The organism is Azohydromonas lata, assembly GCF_034427735.1.
In the GTDB taxonomy this organism is placed as follows: Bacteria; Pseudomonadota; Gammaproteobacteria; order Burkholderiales; family Burkholderiaceae_C; genus Azohydromonas; species Azohydromonas lata.
This window is the reverse complement of the sequence record NZ_JAXOJX010000025.1, coordinates 1-16128: the sequence shown is the minus strand read 5'-3', so window position 1 is coordinate 16128 and position 16128 is coordinate 1. Positions and strand designations below refer to the sequence as shown.

Sequence of the window (16128 nt, the reverse complement as noted above, 5' to 3'; positions counted from 1 at the left end):
CGCTTGCAGCACATCACTCCGAGGAGACAAGCCATGTCCGGTCCCCTGAACCCGATCGAGGGCGTCACCTACCACCGCGCCGAGGACGCCCGCCGATGGCTGGCCGACGGCGCCTGGATTGCCAGCACCGTCGGCGACGCGCTGCGCGACAGCGCGCGCCGCCACCCAGAACGCCCGGCCTTTGTCAGCGATGAGCGAAGCATCACCTTCGGCGAGCTTGACGAGGCGACGGAGCGCCTGGCCGCCGCGCTGCTGGCGCTGGGCCTGGCCAGCGGCGACCGCGCCATCTTCCAGCTCGGCACCACGGTGGAAACGGCCCTCGTGCTGCTGGGCTGCTTCAAGGCGGGCATCGTGCCGGTGTGCTCGCTGCCCCAGCACCGCGAGGTCGAGATCGGGCAGCTGGCGCGGCAAAGCGGCGCGCGCGGCTACTTCGTGCAGGCCGATTTCGGCAGCTTCGACCTCGTGGGCTTCGCCCGGCAGATGGCGCAGCAGGTGCCCGCGCTGCAGCACCTGGTGGTGGTGCGCGGCGAAGCCCAGGGGCTGTCCGGGCTGCAAGCGCTCATCGACGCCATGCCGCTGGAGGAAGCGCGCCGGCGCCTGCGCGACGTCCCCGTAGGCCCCGAGGACGTGCTGAGCTTCCAGCTCTCCGGCGGCACCACGGGGCTGCCCAAGATCATCCCGCGCTTTCATGCGGAGTACCTGGGACACGCCGCGGGCTGGATGCGTACCTACGGCATCAGTGCCGACAGCCGCCTGATTTGGTCGCTGCCGCTGCTGCACAACGCTGGCCAGCTCTATGCCCTGATCCCGGTCGCGCTGCTGGGCGTCACGACGGTGCTCATGCCCCGCGTGGACATCCGCCGCATGCTTGAGCTCATCGAGCAGCACCGCATCACGCATGCCCTGTCCATTGGGCCCATCGCGCCACAGCTGCTGGCCTATACCGAGCTCTCGCGCCACGACCTGTCGTCGCTGCGTCTCTACGCAACGATGAGCCGCGCCGACAGCCTGGAGGCGCACCTGGGGCTGCCGTGCTCCAACCTGTACGGCATCACCGAGGGGCTGCTGCTGGGCTCGGGGCCCGACGCGAGCACCTCGCGCCGCCACCACACGCAGGGCGCCTCGGGCTGTGCCCAGGACGAGATCCGGCTGCTGGAGCCGGGCTCCGAGACGCCGGTGGCACCCGGCGCGATGGGGGAGCTGTGCTTTCGCGGCCCCGCGACGCTGCCGGGCTTCTTCGACGCGCCCGAGGCCAATGCCCGGGCCTTCACCTCGGACGGCTTCTACCGCACCGGCGACATGATGAGCGCGCACGTCGTGGACGGCGTCACCTGCTACGCCTTTGAAGGGCGGCTGCGCGACAACGTCAACCGCGGCGGCGAGAAGATCGGCTGCGAGGAGGTGGAGTCCTTCGTGAGCCGGCACCCGGCCGTGGCCGATGCCAAGCTCGTGGCCATGCCCGACCCGTTCTATGGCGAGAAGGGCTGCATCTTCATCATCCCGCGCCCGGGCCAGCGCGCGCCCGACGTGGCCGAGCTGGCGCAGTTTCTGGTGGCGCAGGGGCTGGCCAAGTACAAGTGCCCCGAGCGCGTCGAGAGCATCGAGGCCTTTCCGGTCACGCGCGTGGGCAAGCTCGACAAGCCGGCACTGAAGCGCCATATCGCCCAAACGCTGGCGCGCGAGGCCGCCGCGGCCGCAGGGAGCCGGCCGTGATCAGCACCGAACAGGTCATCAGCCTTGTGCCGCTGGTGGTGCGCCGGCGCGTGCGCTGGGGCGAATGCGACCCCGCCGGCGTCGTCTACACCGCCACCTTCGCCGACTACGTCATCAGCGCCGCCGAGCTCTTCTACGGCGCACTCTTCGACACCACGCCGCAGCGGGCCAAGCATGAGCAAGGCTTCGGCACGCCGACCCGGGCGCTGGAGTTCGACTTCCGGCGCTCGCTGCGGCCCGACGACGTCTTCGACATGACGGTGACGGTGGCCGCCATCAACGAGCGCACCTATGTGCTCGACGTCACTGCCCGCACGCCGGACGACGAGGTGGTCTTCGTGTCGCGCCTGACGCCGGTGTGCGTGGCGCGTGACGAGCGCCGCTCAATCTCGATTCCGACCGCCTTCCGAGCGGCCCTGCAGCGCTACCAGGCCGACTGCCGCCTCCACGCATCCCACCAGGAGACCACCCCATGAAGATCGCCGTCATCGGCGCCGGCCCGGCCGGCCTGTACTTCTCGCTGCTGGCCAAGAAGCATGACGCTCGCCACGAGATCCACGTCGTCGAGCAAAACCCTCGCGATGCCACCTATGGCTGGGGCGTGGTGTTCTCCGACGTGGGCCTGGGCTTCCTGCGCGAGGCCGATCCCGAGTTCTTCACCGAGTTCACGGCGCACCACGAACGCTGCGACTACATGGAGATCGTGCACCGCGGCACGCGCGTGCAGGTGCACGGCAACCACTTCTCGCGCACCTCGCGCATCGACATGCTGGGGGTGCTGCAGCGCGCCTGCGAGCGCCAGGGCATCCACGTGGAGTACGGGCGCCGCATCGAGGACGTGCAGGCGCTCTCGCGCGAGGTGGACCTCGTGATCGCGGCCGACGGCGGCAACAGCGCCGTGCGCCGGCAGTACGCGCAGCATTTCCAGCCCAGCTTCGAGAAGCGGCGCAACAAGTTCGCCTGGTACGGCACGCGCCAGCGCTTCCACCCGGTGTCGCTCATCTTCCGCGAGACCGAGCACGGCGTCTTCATTGCGCACAGCTACCAGTACAGCCCTGAGCTGAGCACCTTCCTGGTCGAAGTCAATCCGGACACGTGGCAGCGTGCCGGCCTGGACCGCATGAGCGAGGACGAGAGCCGGCGCTACTGTGCGCAGGTGTTCGCCGCCGACCTGGGCAGCAACGAGCTGCTGACCAACCGTTCGCTCTGGTTCGAGGCCAACATCGTCAAGAACGAGCGCTGGACGCACCGCAACATCGTGCTGCTTGGCGACGCGCTGCGCACCGTGCACTTCTCGCTCGGTTCGGGCACGCGCATGGCGATGCAGGACGCGATCGCGCTGCACCACGCCATCGCCGAGCATCCCTCGGATCTGGACGCAGCCTTCGCAGCCTTCGAGGGCACCCGGCGCCCCGCGTCGTCCACGTTCCAGGCTGCCGCGGCCCGCAGCCTCGACTGGTACGAGAACGTTGCCGTCCGCATGCACCTGGACCCGGTGAGCTTCGCCTATGACTACATGCGTCGCACGGGCCAGGTCACGCACGAGGACCTGCGCCGGCGCGACCCGCATTTCACGGCGGCTTACGAGCAGCTGCATCCACAACCCGTGGCGGCCTGACGGCACGACCACCATGACCGGAGACAAGACCGTGACGACATTGCTGAAACATCGCCGGCTGTGCGCCGGCACCGTCCTGGCCCTGGGCCTGGTGGCCCACGCCGCGGCGCAGACGTTTCCCGCCAAGGCAGTGCGGGCCGTGTTGCCGTACTCCGCGGGCAGCGGCCCCGACGCCGTGGTGCGCCAGGTGGGCGAGAAGCTGGGCAAGGACTGGGGCCGGCAGGTCATCGTGGACAACAAGCCCGGCGCCAACGGCTGGCTGGCGGTGGGCGACGTCAGGCGTGCGCCGGCGGACGGCTACACCCTGCTGGCCGTGGACAACACCCACGTGACGCTGCAGCCGCACCTGTACAAGCAGCTGCCGTTCTCGCCGACGAAGGACTTCGAGCCGGTGTCGCCGCTGTACTCGACGTACTTCTTCATCGTCGTGCCGGGCAACTCGCCCTGGAAGACGGTGGCCGACCTGGTGGCGGCGGCCAAGGCCGAGGACGGCAGGCTCACCTACGGCACCTGGGGCATGGGCAGCGTCGCCCATGTCGGTACCTCGATGCTGGAGGCGGCCACCGGTACCCGCATGACGCACGTGCCGTTCAAGGAGCTGCCCCAGCTCTACTCGGCCGTGGCTACCGGCGAGGTGGCCTGGGCCTTCGGCACCGCGGCCACCGTGGGGCCGCTCCACAAGGCCGGCAAGGTCCGGCTGCTGGCCGTGGCGGCGCCGAAGCGCCTGCCGGGCTACGCCGACGTGCCCACGGTGGCCGAGGCTGCCGGACCGGCCGGCTTCGAGCTCAAGACCTGGGTGGCGCTGTTCGCGCCCAAGAGCACGCCCAAGGCCGTGATCGAGAAGATCAACGCTGGGGTCGGCAGTGCGCTGATGGCTCCTGAAGTCCGGGAGCGCCTGGCCGTTTTCGGCTTCGAGCCGTGGGGCGGGGCGCCTTCGGACGTCGCCGCCGCCATCGACGCCGACACCCGCCGCTTTGCCGACATCGTCAAGCAGGCCCGCATCCAGCTCGACTGATCCAGCGCCAACAGGACCCCGACATGAACGCACGGACCTACCGCATCGGCCAGATCGTGCCGAGCTCCAACACCACGATGGAAACTGAGATTCCTGCGATGCTGCGCGCTCGCGAGGCACTGCGACCCGAGGCGCACTTCACCTTCCACTCCAGCCGCATGCGCATGCACAAGGTGACCAGGGAAGAGCTCGAAGCGATGAACAAGGAGGGCCTGCGCTGCGCCGCCGAGTTGGCTGATGCACGCGTGGACGTCATGAGTACCGCCTGCCTGGTGGCCATCATGGCCATGGGCCCGGGATACCACCGGCAGGTGGAGCATGAACTCACCGAGATTGCACGCGCCAATCACTCGCTGGCGCCGGTGATGACCTCTGCCGGCGCGCTGGTCGACGGGCTCAAGGCGCTGGGTGCCAAGAGGGTGTCATTGATGGCGCCGTATATGCGGCCACTCACCGACTTGGTGGTGCAGTACATCGAGCACGAGGGCATCGAGGTGATCGATTCCCTGAGCTTCGATATCCCCGACAACCTGGAAGTCGGCCGGCGCGACCCGATGCAGCTGATCGAGGACGTCCGGCGGCTCGACACCGACGGTGCCGATGTGGTGGTGGCCTCGGCTTGCGTGCAGATGCCTTCGCTACCGGCGCTGCAGCGCATCGAGGACATGCTGGGTATCCCGACCGTGTCCACGGCGGTGTGCACGGCGCGCAGGATGCTCGATCACTTGGGCCTCGAACCGGTCGTGCCGGGAGCTGGAGCGCTGCTGGCTTCGCGGTAGAAGCTCTTTAACGTCTTCCAGGGTGTCGAAGAAGCCGTCCGGCATCGACCGACACCGCGGCATCAGCTCAATCGACGCGTATGCCGGCCTGTCGGATCAAGGCCGAGGTGGATGACATCTCCCTTGCCACGCCGTCCGCGAATTGTTGCTGGCTCAGGGTGGGCACCTCGGCACCGATCTTCTCAAGTGCTGCCTTGACCTCGGCCATCTGAAGTGCCTTGGAAGTTGCATCGGCCAGGCGCTTGACGGTATCGGCCGGCGTTTTGGCCGGTACGAACATCCCAACCCAGAAGGTGTAGTCGGACCCAGGGAAGCCGGCTTCCACCGTGGTCGGCAGCTTGGGCATGGCCGCGGAGCGCGCCTGGGAGCCCACGGCCAGCGGCACGACCTTCTGCTCCTGAATCAGAGGCAGCGCGCTGACAAGGGGTGCGAAGAACCAGTCCACTTGGCCGCCTGCCACGTCCATCAGCGCGGGCGGTGTGCCGCGGTAAGGCACGTGTGATGCCTGAATCCGCGCGGCAATGCGGAATTTCTCGGCATTGATATGCGTGGCGCTGCCATTGCCGGCGGAAGCGTAGGTCATCTTGCCGGGATTGGCTTGCGCCTTGCGCACCAGGTCCTCCACGGACTTGATGCCGCTGGCCGGTGACACCACCAGCACGTTGGGCAGCGTTGCCAGCATCGCCACGGGCGTGAAGTCCTTGAGCGTGTCGTACTTCAGCTTGGGATAGAGCGCCGCGTTGGCCACGTGTCCGGCCGAATGAATCAGCACGGTGAGGCCGTCCGGTGTGGAGGACGCCACCTGTGCCGCACCCAGGGTGCCGCCGGCGCCGGCCTTGTTGTCCACCACGATGGTCTGGCCCAAAGCCTTGGACAGGTGGTCGCTGATGACGCGCGCGACCACGTCGGTGCCCGACCCGGCCGTGAACGGGACCACGAAAGTGATGGGTTTGCTCGAAAAAGGGGCCGGCGACTGGGCAAAAGCGGGCGATATGCCAAGCGCCAGCGTGACAGCGAAGCCAGTGAGCGCGGATTTCAAGGTGGTGATCATGATGATGACTCCTTCAAGAGGACAGGACTCGTGCAAACAGACGATGTCGCGCCGCAGCTCAGAAGCTGTGGCGCATGCCTACGGCCACGACGGAAGGGCGCTCGCCCGGACCGACGCCAAGCTCGTTGATGGCGAAGTCATAAATCGCATCCCGATCGTTGCGGATGCGGCTGTAGAACGCCTGCAGCGCCGTGCGCTTGGACAGCGGGTATTCGTAGCCCAGCGTGAGTTGCGAGGCGCCGGTGTCCGCACCGCTGCGGAAGAAACCGACGGTCTCCGCGGACGGGCCTTTGCCGTCAGCCGCGCGCGTGTAGCCCACGCGCACGCTGCCGGGACCCAGGCGGTAGGTGCCTGAGAGGTACCACGCGTTGCGCTTGAGCTCGCCCGTGGCTGTGCCGTAGCGCAGCCGCTCCACCACCGCGGCCAGGCGCACCGGACCCGACTGCCATGCCGCACCCAGCTTGCTGGCCGTGTCGGTGGTCGTGGCCGTCTGGTAGTTTCCATGCCGCTCGTGCGCGGCGGTAAGCAGCCATGGGCCGGCCTCCCAGCTCACCGAGGCGGACCAAAGCGATGGCTTGGCGCCGGTGTCACGATTGACATCCTCTCGCAGGCCGTGTGCGACGCGGGCCGACAAACCCTTCCAATTGGGCGACCAGTACTGGACCTGGTTGGCCTGGCGGCGGTCGAAGGAACTGGTGTCCGACAGGTGCGTGGCGTTCGGCGCGGAGCCGTTGCCCATCAGCGCCATGTAGCCTGCCGTGGTCGGGTAGAAGGGATCGAAGGTCGAGGTGGCCGAGGTGTAGGGCAGCGTCCACACGCCGGCGAAGACCGTGCCCCAAGGGCCCGCCAGCCCCACCCGCGTGTCGCGGTTGGCCATGTTGCCCGCGCCACTGTCCAGGGAAAAGCCGCCTTCGATCTGCCACAACGCCTTCAGGCCGTCTCCCAGCGCCTCTTCGCCACGGAAGCCCACCACCGAGCGGTAATTGCTCAACCGCGTCAGTGACCCGATGTCCGATCCGCTGATGCGTACATGCTCGATGCCCGTGTTGATACGGCCGTAGACATTCACATGGTTGGCCTCCGGTGCCTGTGCCCAAGCGCACGACCCCCAGCCCAGCAACGCCACCCAAGCCGCCGCCACCTTCATTTGTCTCCCGTGATGCATGGTTTCCTGTTCTTCCGGGTACCCGGATTGGTAAAAGGCAATCGATTGCCTTTTAGGTCGAAAAATCCTGTGAGACAGGTTCAAACGGGCATCCCATGGGTCTAAGCCCTTGAAGACGACGTTTCGACACGGTGGATTTCCGCTTGGCTGTTCTCGTGCGGCATGACCAACAACACCTTGCAGGCCATGGCCGTGCGGTTGTGCAGCCGGCGTGGCTCACCCGGCGCGATGCGGCAACTGTCCAGGGGCTTGAGCGTGGCTGTCGCCGCGGCCTCGCCTTGCGTGCTGACCTCCAGCTCACCTTCGAGGACGACGTAAAACTTCTCGACTCCGGAGGCGCTGAGGGTTGTGCCGCCACCGGGCTCGATGACCGACAGGCCTATCCAGAGACTGTCGGCCGGGCCGGCTTCACGGCCCTGCAGGCGGCGCATGGTCATCAGGGCATGGCCCGGCGCGTCGTAGCGCGGGGCGTCTTCTATGCGAACGTCATGCATGGCAGACAATCCCTCAGGGCGCCAGCACGATGCGCTCGGTAGACCCGGAGAGCACGCGGCGATAGGCCTCGGCGGCCTGCTCCAGCGGCAGCAGCGTGGCGTCGTCCACTTCGAAGGCTTTGAGCGAGCCGTCATCGAAGCCGGGCAGCAGGCTGTTGAGCGTGGTGGCGCATTCGGACGCCGTGAGCTTGAGACTGTCCACGCCGAGCATCTGCAAATTGCGCCGGTAGAACGCCAGGATGTCGAAGGGCACGCTGCGCTCGATGGTGGAGATCAGCACCTGCGTGCCGCCGATGGCGAGCGTTTCCAAGGCCAGCTGAAAGTAGGGCGAGCCGACGGTGTTGTAGGCGATGTCCACGCCGCGGCCCTGCGTGGCGGTTTTGATCCGTTCGGCAAGCTCCGGATCATTGGCGCGGAATCGCTGCACGTCGCCGCTGGCGTGGCCGATGTAGCGGCCGGCGTCGCGCTCGACACCCAGCACCCGCGCGCCGGCGCGGGTGGCGAGCTGTATGGCCGCCTGGCCGACCTTGCCGTTGGCGCCCAGCACCAGCAAGGTCTGGCCGCGGCCGCGCAGCCCGGCGCGGCGCAGGCCCTCGTGGGCGGTGATGAAGGGCACCCCCACCGTGGCAGCAGCGGCCAGCGACACGCTGGCAGGCTTGCGGCTCAGCGCCTGCACCGGCAATACAAGGTAGCGGGCATGGGTCCCATCGCGGACCATGCCGAGATCGCCCCCGGTGCCCCAGACCTCGACGCCACGCCATTCGCCGGGACCGGCCACGACAACGCCGGCGAAGTCGCGCCCCGGGGTGCGCGGCCACACGGCATGGGGCATCAGCCCAAGCGCCGCCTTGACGTCACTGGGATTGACGGCAGCGGCCTTGACTTCAACGACGGCGTGGCCCTCAGGCGCAACCGGAAACTCCGCGGGCAGCAGTTGGGGTGAGATGGCCTGGGCATCAGCGGCCTTGGCGGTCAGGACGAGCTTGCGTCCGGCGTTGGTGAAGGTCATCAGGGGCTCCGTGAAAGGATCATTGGTCCGGCAGGTGGCCGGGCGGGATAGGGATTGGGATTGGGCTCAACGCTTGTTGCTGGGGGGCAACTGCCAGATCGCGCGCGCTTGGGCGGCTGAAGCCAGGCGCCCGCCCAGGTCTTCGACAATGCGCCTGGCCTTGGTCACGAGCTCGGCATTGCTCCTGGCCAGCACGCCGCGCTCGAGGTAGACGGTGTCCTCCAGGCCGATGCGCACGTTGCCACCCAGCAAGAAGGCCTGAGCCACGGCTTGGAAAGCCTGGCGGCCGATGGCAAAGGCGGACCAGGAGGCGCCCGCAGGCAACAGCGATTGCGCGTAGGCCAGGGCTGCCGGCGAGAACGGCATGGCGTAGTGCACGCCGTGCACGAGGGTGAAGAGGCCCGGCGCCTGCAGCACACCATCGCCCATGAGTTTCCTGGCCAGTACCAGGTCGCCGCTGTCGAAGCACTCCAGCTCCGGCACCACACCGGCCTCGCGAATGAGCCGCGCCATGCGGGCCACGTTCCTGGGCGTGTTCATCACCACCTGCTCGCCGGAATTCATGGTGTTGAGGTCCAGCGAGCAGATGTCGGGCTGCAAGGCCGCAATGTGTTCCACCCGGCGCGCGGGCGGCAGCAGCGTGGTGCCGGGGCCGGCCAGGCGCGGGTCCTCATCGCTGGGCACGAAGCGCCCGCCGGGGCCGGTGGTCAGGTTGATGATGACGTCCGGGTTGTGGCGCCGGATGGTCTGCACCACCTGGCCGTAGAGGTCCAGCTCCATGGACGGCGCGCCGGTCTGCGGATCGCGCACATGGATGTGCACGGCCGCGGCGCCCGCTTCGGCGGCGGCGAGGCTGTCCTCGGCGATCTGTGCCGGTGTGATTGGCAGGTGCGGCGACTGCTCAGGCCGCGTGAGATTGCCCGTGACGGCGCAAGTCAGGACGGTGACTTGGTCCATGGTCGTTCTCCTTTTCAGCCCAGGTGACGCCCGCCATCGACCACCAGGATGGAGCCGGTGGCGTAGCGCAGCGAAGTGGCACAGGCCGTGATGGCGGCGGCGACGTCGTCGGCCGTGCCAACGCGCCTGAGTGGCAGCGTGGCGCCCACGCGGGCATTGAAGTCGGCATCGCGCCCCGAAACGAAGGCCGTGTCCACCACGCCGGGCGAGACGGCCAGCACGCGGATTTGCGGCCCCAGCGTCCTGGCCAGTGCCTTGGTGGTTGCGTCCACACCGGCCTTGGCCGCGGCGTAGGCCAGGTTGCTTCCCAGGCCGGTGAAGGCGGCAATGGAGGACACGTTCACCACCAGCGCCTCGCCCGAGGCGCGCAGCTGCGGCGCGAAGGCGCGGATGGCGGCAAAGCTGCCACGCCATGTGACGGCGAAGATGTCGTCGATCAGCTCGTCGGTGAGCCCGTCCAGGTCGGCCGGCGGCACGGGCCGCGTGAAGCCGGCGGCGTTCACGAGCATGGACGCGCCGCCGGTGTGCTGCTGCACCTCCTGGGCGGCCCTTGCCAGCGAGGCGCTGTCGGTCACCGAGGCCGATACGGCCAGATGTTGGTTGCCAGGCAGCGTGCCCAACATCTCCGCGGCTTGCGCGGGGTTGCCCTTGTGCAGCAGCACGATGCGCGCGCCCAGCGCGGCCAGGCGGCGGGCCGTCGCGGCGCCGATGGCACCGTTGCCGCCCGTGATCACGGCCACTTCGCCGTCCAGGCGCTCCAGGGGAGCAAAGCTTCTGTCTTGCATGGGATCTCTCACAGGGAAATTCAGGGTAGCGGGCAGTGAGGCAGCCGGGTCTCGCCCGGTTCAAGGCGCAGCTCGACCTCAAGGCGGTAGCCGCCCTCGCCATCCGGCTCGAACCTACGCAGCAGCGAGCCCACGGCGCCGAACACCACGTCCTCGAAGGCGTTCGGGTCCTCGATGTCGAAGAACTGCGTGGCCAGCACCCGGTAGCCTTCGGCCGCTGCGATGAAGTGAAGATGCGCGGGGCGCATAACCTTGCGGCCCTGCGCGGCCAGCAGCTCGCCGCAGGGCCCGTCTATGGGCACCGGGTAGCCCGCGGGCCGCACGCTGACGAAGGAGAAGCGCCCGTCCTCGTCCGTCTCGAAGCGTGCGCGCAGGTTCATGTCCTCCTGCTCCGGGTCCTGGTTCTCGTACATGCCCTTGGGCGAGGCTTGCCAGGTTTCGACGCGCGCGCCGGCGATGGGGCTGCCGTCCAGCGCGGTGACGCGGCCGAACACCTGCAAGCGCGGCCCGGGCGTGCTGGGTGAGCTGATCGTCGTGCCGTTTGGGCGCAGCGGCTGGTTGGCGCGCCAGAACGGGCCCACCAGTGCCGGTTCGGTACCGCCGGCTTCTATGGCGTGACGCGCGCTGCGCAACTGCACCAGCGTGGCCAGGCCCAGGATGTCCGCCAACAAGATGCCCTCGTGCTTGCGCGGCCCCGTGGCTTTGCCAATGGCCACCAGGAAATCCAGTCCGGCCTGCAACTCCTGCGGCGCGAGATCCACCTCCAGGGCAAAGGCATGCAAGTGCCGTATCCCCGCCGCCAGCACCTGCTTCAGGCGCGGGTTGGCCGTGCCTTCATTGGCCTGCAGCACGGCCGCCAGCAATGCCTCAGGGTTGGTAGAGGGAAGAGATCTGTCGGTCGTCGCCATTGCGTGGTCTCCTTGAGGGCAATCGATTGCCTTAAGGTTAGGCGACGCATTTACCCCAGGTCAAGACGCATTCCTTGTTCAGTCACCGGATTTCGCGGCCGACCTTGCCAAGCCTCAGAGCACAAGGGCTAGAATTGGGGCAATCGTTTGCCCGCATTTGGAGCTTCAGATGAGCCAGCCTGCCGTTGTGCCGGTCACGATCGATGACATCGCCAAAGCGGCCGGCGTGCATCCAGCGACGGTGTCGCGGGCCCTGCGTGGGGTAAGCGGCAAGGTTTCGCCGGACAAGCGGGCCGAGATCGAACGCATCGCGCGAGACTTGGGCTACCAGCCCAACGCCGTGGCCGCCTCGCTGCGCACCAAGCAGACCAACATTGCCGCCATCGTGGTGCCGGACCTGGGCAACCCGCTGTTCGGCCCGCTGGTGCAGGGCCTGGAGCAGGCGCTGCGGCAGCAGCGCCTGCTGTGCCTGGTGGTGCAAACGCCGGCAGCGGCCGAGGAACGGCGGGAATTGATCGTGGCCTTGGCCAACCGGCAGGTGAGCGGTCTGCTGATCCTGGCCGCCGAGTGCGATGACCCCATGCTGGAGGCCGCGCGCCAGCGCGCGCTGCCGACGGTGCTGATCAACCGCGGTACCGGCGACCGCCATTTCTCCAGCGTGGTGAGTGATGACCGCGAGAGCGTGCGCCTGGTCTTGGAGCACCTGGCCGGGCTGGGGCATCGCGCTGTCGCGCACGTGGCGGGTCCGGCCGTGTCGTCCACGGGCCGGGCACGCCGCGAGGCCTTTGTCGAGATGTCGCGTGCCCTGGGGCTGGGGCCCTGCCCGGTGGTGGAAGCCAAGGCCTTTACCCGGGCAGCCGGCCAGGCGGCGACCATGCAGCTGCTCGACAGTGGGGCGCAGGGCTCGCTGCCAACGGCCATCTTTGCCGCCAACGATCTGATTGCCTTGGGCACGCTGGACGTGCTGAGGCAGCGCGGGCTGTCGGTGCCGCGCGACGTTTCGCTGGTGGGCCACAACGACATGCCCTTGGTGGACCTGATAGACCCGCCGCTGACCACCGTGCGCGTGCCGGTGGAGGGAATGAGCGCGCAGGGCGCGGCGCTCTTTCTGGAGCACCTGCGCGACCCGGCTCTGGCGCCCTCCACGCGTGTGCTGATGCCCGAATTGGTCGTGCGCAGTTCCACCGCGGCCCCGACTGCCGCTTGAGTGAAGCTTTCGATCGCAGCGTAGGCTTTGTCGCCAGACAAGCCTGCAGCGGTTGGTCGGGTCGCGTCACAAATGTGCTTACTTCCGTGACGCTTTCTGGCTTTTTGACGTGGCCTGCCGCATCCATCGTGTTCGGGGTATGGGCTGTCGCGTTTGCGGCATCAACGCCGCCGCAAGCGCCGGGCAACCCAGCTCGCGTTGCGATGGAGTTGCCGTGATGAAGTTGCTGTTCACTCCCTTGCTGGCCGCCTTGGCGGCCCCCGCAATGGCTGCCATTGGCGCTAGCGCCAGCCTCACGGGGCTGCGCTACGATTTGGTGGACTTGGCCCGCGACGACGGCATCACCCCGTCGGTGGGCTTCACAAGCGCGGCGCTAGCGCAGACCTTTTTGGGCCATTACTGCGGCTCTGACGCTGCCTGCAACCGGGCCACGGGCACTTTCTCGGTGCCGGCATTTGCCGATCTTGCTTACGGTACGGGCGCGTTCGCCGGTTTTGCTTCGGTCACGCCGGCTGGCCTGTTTGCCGGCGGCAGCTTTGACAACAGCATGTTCCCTTCGGGGGGGCCGCCGCACGGCCCCGCCTACGTGTCCGCTGCCCGCTACCGCACGCAGCCCGGGCAGCCGCTGTTCGTGCTATCGGCCCACACCGGGCTACGCATCACGGCCCAGTACACGCTGGATGCCTGGGCCACGCCGTGGACGGATGCGCCGCACGACTACCGCGATCTGGACGGCACGGAAACGTCCTTTGCCAGCTTCAAGTTTCAAAGCCCGTTTATCGAAGGCACGGCTCCCAGCCTGCAGATCAGCGCCCAGACCAGCGCGGCGTCACCGGCGGACTTCCAGCACGCGACAGGGCAAGTGTCGGTGCTCCTGCGCAACGACTTGGACCACAAGGCCGTGCTGTGGGGAAAGTGGGGCGTGCAGACTGACGGCACGGTGCCCGGTATTCCCGAGCCTTCGACCTATGCGCTCATGCTGGTCGGCTTGGTCACGGTCGGCGCCACGGCACGGCGGCGCCTGGATCTGCGCGAGTGCTGAGGCCGTGAACCCTCCGGCAGCGAGCCGGGTGGTCTAGGGCGCCATTACCGTGATCACCGCACCGCGCTCAACGGGATGCTGTTTCGGCTCAACCCCGGCACCCCCTGGCGCGGCGCTTCAATTCGCCAAGCCGGTGGCGTGCGGGAGAGCGCCGCGGGCTCCAGTGCGGCTTCTCCCGATGAAGAGGTGTGCACATGAAGCTCCTTGCACGGCACCTTGGCACCTTTTGTCTGGCCGTGGTCGTCACGCTCTCCGCTCCCGCTGTGCAAGCCGCCGATCCGCGCTTTCGCGTGGACGTGATCGGCGACTCCAGCACCAACACGTTCGCTGCTGGGCTCAACAATCTGGGTCAGGTGGTCGGCACCCGCTACTTTGACGGCGAGTCCGGCGCCTTCCTCTACGATGGCGGCCGGGTGAGGCAGCTGCAGGGGCTGGACCCGCTGGCGATGGTGTACGCCATCAACGACCATGGCCAGATTGCCGTGAGCGACATCAGGGTCCACAGCTACTACCCCGGCATCTATTTCGACGGCCAGGTCCGGGACCTCACGCCGTCCGACACCACGCGGCGGGGCGCCGGCTTGGCCACCGGGCTCAATGCCGCGGGGCATGCTGTGGGCCTCGTGGGCAGCGCGAACCCGGGCGGCTTCTTCTTCGACGGCCAAGCCACGACCTTTTTGCCACGGCCGGGCTTGGGCGCACGCGGTTTCATGAGCCCAACGGACATCAGCGACCGTGACGTCATCGTTGGCAACGCCTACTACAGCGATTCCACAACCCAGGCCTTCGCCTTCCTGTACGCGCGCGGCACCGTGACCCGCATCCCGGGCTTGCAGGAAGGCACGCTGCCCTCGGTCTTTGCCGTGAACAACGCGCGCCAGGTCGTCGGCTGGAACTACGTGCCCGGACTGGGCCAGCGGGCGGTGCTCTACAGCGGCGGCGTCACGCGCGACCTGGGGCTGCTCAGTGGTACCGGGCCAGACGGCAACGCCGCCGCCGAGGACATCAACAACCGCGGCTGGATCGTGGGCGGCGTGTCCTCGGAAACGACGGCTAGCGCCGGCTTCCTCTACCTCGACGGCCGGATGCTCGACCTCAACGACCTGCTTGTACCCGCCGCGGCGCAGCGCTTCGACGTGAGCGAAGCGACCCGGGTGAACGACAAGGGGCAGATCCTGGCCATGGGCGTCGCCGCCGGCTCGGCGCTGCGCTACTCGCTGCTGCTGACGCCCGTGCCCGAGACGCAGACCTGGGCGTTGATGCTCTGCGGCCTGGGTGCCGTCGCCGCGGTGGTGCGGCGGCGCCGGCCGGCCCGGGTTTGAACGTGGTCACCCTCCGGGCAGGTCACCGCTGCTGAAGGCCGCCCTGAGATAGCGCGGGCCCTAGGCACGTGCACGAGGCTGCATGACGCCGTCCGCAGCGTGCCGGTCCGGAGAGCGGGAGCTGTTCGATCAAGTGGCGTCAACGACGCATGCCAGACGCTTTGCCACGTTGGCCGTACCGGCCGCAACCAGCGCCCTGGCGTTTCTGATGCAAAACGTCATACGACAACTACCGAGGCAGCAGCCAGGATCCACGCAAGCTTTTGATCCCTTTAGATTTTTTCCGGTGAGCCGCACCAAAATGCACTGAAAGTCCGAGAACCCCTTTGCGAGCGACACTAAACTGGCCGAGACCGCAACCGCACGACTTACTGAATGCCTCCCAAACCTGGGTTCGACGTTAAGCCAGGGAGTTGGGTAGAACGTTGAACGTCTACCGCTCCCCAACTCGCGGAGCGAGTTGGGTGGCAGTGACTACACAATTATTGAGGTTCGGATCTTATAAAGTCGTCGAGAGGCCAAGCCTTCGCCAATAACCCCCAACTGCATTGTGCAAGTGAAAATATGAAATACAAACTTATTGCCGCGGCGATATTGGAAATCTTGTCTCAGTCCGCGATCTCAGGCGTCGAAGAAGCCATAAAGGATATCCTAAAAGACCCTGAATCAGCACGCTTCTACGAAGTTCGCCGCTTTCCGAACGGAAACGCATGTGGATTTGTAAATGCAAAAAACAGTTTTGGCGGCTATGTTGGAAAACAGCCCTTTGAGTATGTATATGGGTACGTGAATCTCAAGCCAGAATCTTATCAATTAGCATGTGATAGAGCAGTCGATCCAATGGGCTTTGATACACGCAAGAAAGAGGCGGAGCGCGCTGCCGCTGGACGTCTAAAAACGGAAGAACAGTCAAGGCAAGCGAAAATCAAAATTGAAGTCGAGGCAGCACGAGAAGCAGAGCGCAAACGAAGAACTCGCGAGGAGGCAGAAAATGCAAAATTGACACAGAGGGCTTATCTGTTTTGTTCCGCCAATAGAGAGCAAATTATTAACGAAATTAAAC

At 67.0% G+C, this 16128-nt stretch carries 16 protein-coding genes; 9 read left to right on the top strand and 7 right to left on the bottom strand.

The window, feature by feature from the left end; all coding sequences use genetic code 11:
• Nucleotides 1–33 precede the first annotated feature (33 nt).
• The 5 genes from SM757_RS15755 to SM757_RS15735 are packed head-to-tail and all read left to right on the top strand — an operon-like array spanning nucleotide 34 to nucleotide 5125.
• Nucleotides 34–1713, top strand: coding sequence for an AMP-binding protein (locus tag SM757_RS15755; RefSeq protein ID WP_322466213.1), 1680 nt, complete (start codon nucleotides 34–36; stop codon nucleotides 1711–1713).
• Complete coding sequence (locus SM757_RS15750; RefSeq protein ID WP_322466212.1) at nucleotides 1710–2189, top strand: acyl-CoA thioesterase; 480 nt, start codon at nucleotides 1710–1712, stop codon at nucleotides 2187–2189. Before SM757_RS15755 ends, SM757_RS15750 begins: the two co-directional genes overlap by 4 nt.
• Entirely contained in the window at nucleotides 2186–3331 is a 1146-nt protein-coding gene (locus tag SM757_RS15745; RefSeq protein WP_322466211.1) for an FAD-dependent monooxygenase, read from the top strand. The genes SM757_RS15750 and SM757_RS15745 overlap by 4 nt, the downstream gene beginning before the upstream one ends.
• Before the next feature lie 31 nt (nucleotides 3332–3362).
• Nucleotides 3363–4346 (top strand): Bug family tripartite tricarboxylate transporter substrate binding protein, encoded by a 984-nt coding sequence (locus tag SM757_RS15740; protein ID WP_322466210.1) that lies wholly within the window; start codon nucleotides 3363–3365, stop codon nucleotides 4344–4346.
• Between the two features lie 23 nt (nucleotides 4347–4369).
• A complete protein-coding gene (locus SM757_RS15735) occupies nucleotides 4370–5125 on the top strand; it encodes a maleate cis-trans isomerase family protein (protein ID WP_322466209.1) in 756 nt (251 codons plus the stop codon).
• A gap of 67 nt (nucleotides 5126–5192) precedes the next feature.
• Here SM757_RS15735 and SM757_RS15730 read toward each other — a convergent pair whose 3' ends face one another.
• From SM757_RS15730 to SM757_RS15700, 7 genes are all read right to left on the bottom strand, one after another.
• On the bottom strand, nucleotides 5193–6176 hold the full coding sequence (locus SM757_RS15730) for a Bug family tripartite tricarboxylate transporter substrate binding protein (RefSeq protein ID WP_322466208.1): 984 nt from the start codon (nucleotides 6174–6176) through the stop codon (nucleotides 5193–5195).
• 58 nt (nucleotides 6177–6234) lie between these two features.
• Entirely contained in the window at nucleotides 6235–7341 is a 1107-nt protein-coding gene (locus SM757_RS15725) for a porin (protein WP_322466207.1), read from the bottom strand.
• Between the two features lie 101 nt (nucleotides 7342–7442).
• The gene (locus SM757_RS15720) at nucleotides 7443–7835 is read right to left on the bottom strand and encodes a cupin domain-containing protein (RefSeq protein ID WP_322466206.1); all 393 of its coding nucleotides are present in this window, start codon (nucleotides 7833–7835) and stop codon (nucleotides 7443–7445) included.
• Between the two features lie 13 nt (nucleotides 7836–7848).
• On the bottom strand, nucleotides 7849–8844 hold the full coding sequence (locus SM757_RS15715) for a quinone oxidoreductase family protein (RefSeq protein ID WP_322466205.1): 996 nt from the start codon (nucleotides 8842–8844) through the stop codon (nucleotides 7849–7851).
• A gap of 66 nt (nucleotides 8845–8910) precedes the next feature.
• Nucleotides 8911–9801, bottom strand: coding sequence for a BKACE family enzyme (locus SM757_RS15710; RefSeq protein ID WP_322466204.1), 891 nt, complete (start codon nucleotides 9799–9801; stop codon nucleotides 8911–8913).
• Between the two features lie 14 nt (nucleotides 9802–9815).
• Nucleotides 9816–10586 (bottom strand): SDR family NAD(P)-dependent oxidoreductase, encoded by a 771-nt coding sequence (locus SM757_RS15705; protein ID WP_322466203.1) that lies wholly within the window; start codon nucleotides 10584–10586, stop codon nucleotides 9816–9818.
• A 20-nt stretch (nucleotides 10587–10606) separates the two neighbouring features.
• Complete coding sequence (locus SM757_RS15700) at nucleotides 10607–11494, bottom strand: dioxygenase family protein (RefSeq protein ID WP_322466202.1); 888 nt, start codon at nucleotides 11492–11494, stop codon at nucleotides 10607–10609.
• 169 nt (nucleotides 11495–11663) lie between these two features.
• Here SM757_RS15700 and SM757_RS15695 point away from each other — a divergent pair, with 169 nt between their 5' ends.
• The 4 genes from SM757_RS15695 to SM757_RS15680 all read left to right on the top strand — a co-directional run.
• Nucleotides 11664–12701: a LacI family DNA-binding transcriptional regulator gene (locus SM757_RS15695; protein ID WP_322466201.1), complete on the top strand. Its 1038-nt coding sequence runs from the start codon at nucleotides 11664–11666 to the stop codon at nucleotides 12699–12701.
• A 217-nt stretch (nucleotides 12702–12918) separates the two neighbouring features.
• On the top strand, nucleotides 12919–13743 hold the full coding sequence (locus SM757_RS15690; RefSeq protein WP_322466200.1) for a PEP-CTERM sorting domain-containing protein: 825 nt from the start codon (nucleotides 12919–12921) through the stop codon (nucleotides 13741–13743).
• Between the two features lie 194 nt (nucleotides 13744–13937).
• Nucleotides 13938–15065 carry a hypothetical protein gene (locus tag SM757_RS15685; RefSeq protein ID WP_322466199.1) on the top strand — a complete coding sequence of 376 codons (1128 nt, stop codon included), beginning with the start codon at nucleotides 13938–13940 and terminating at the stop codon, nucleotides 15063–15065.
• Between the two features lie 564 nt (nucleotides 15066–15629).
• On the top strand, nucleotides 15630–16128 hold a 499-nt coding region (locus tag SM757_RS15680; RefSeq protein ID WP_322466198.1), incomplete at its 3' end, for a hypothetical protein.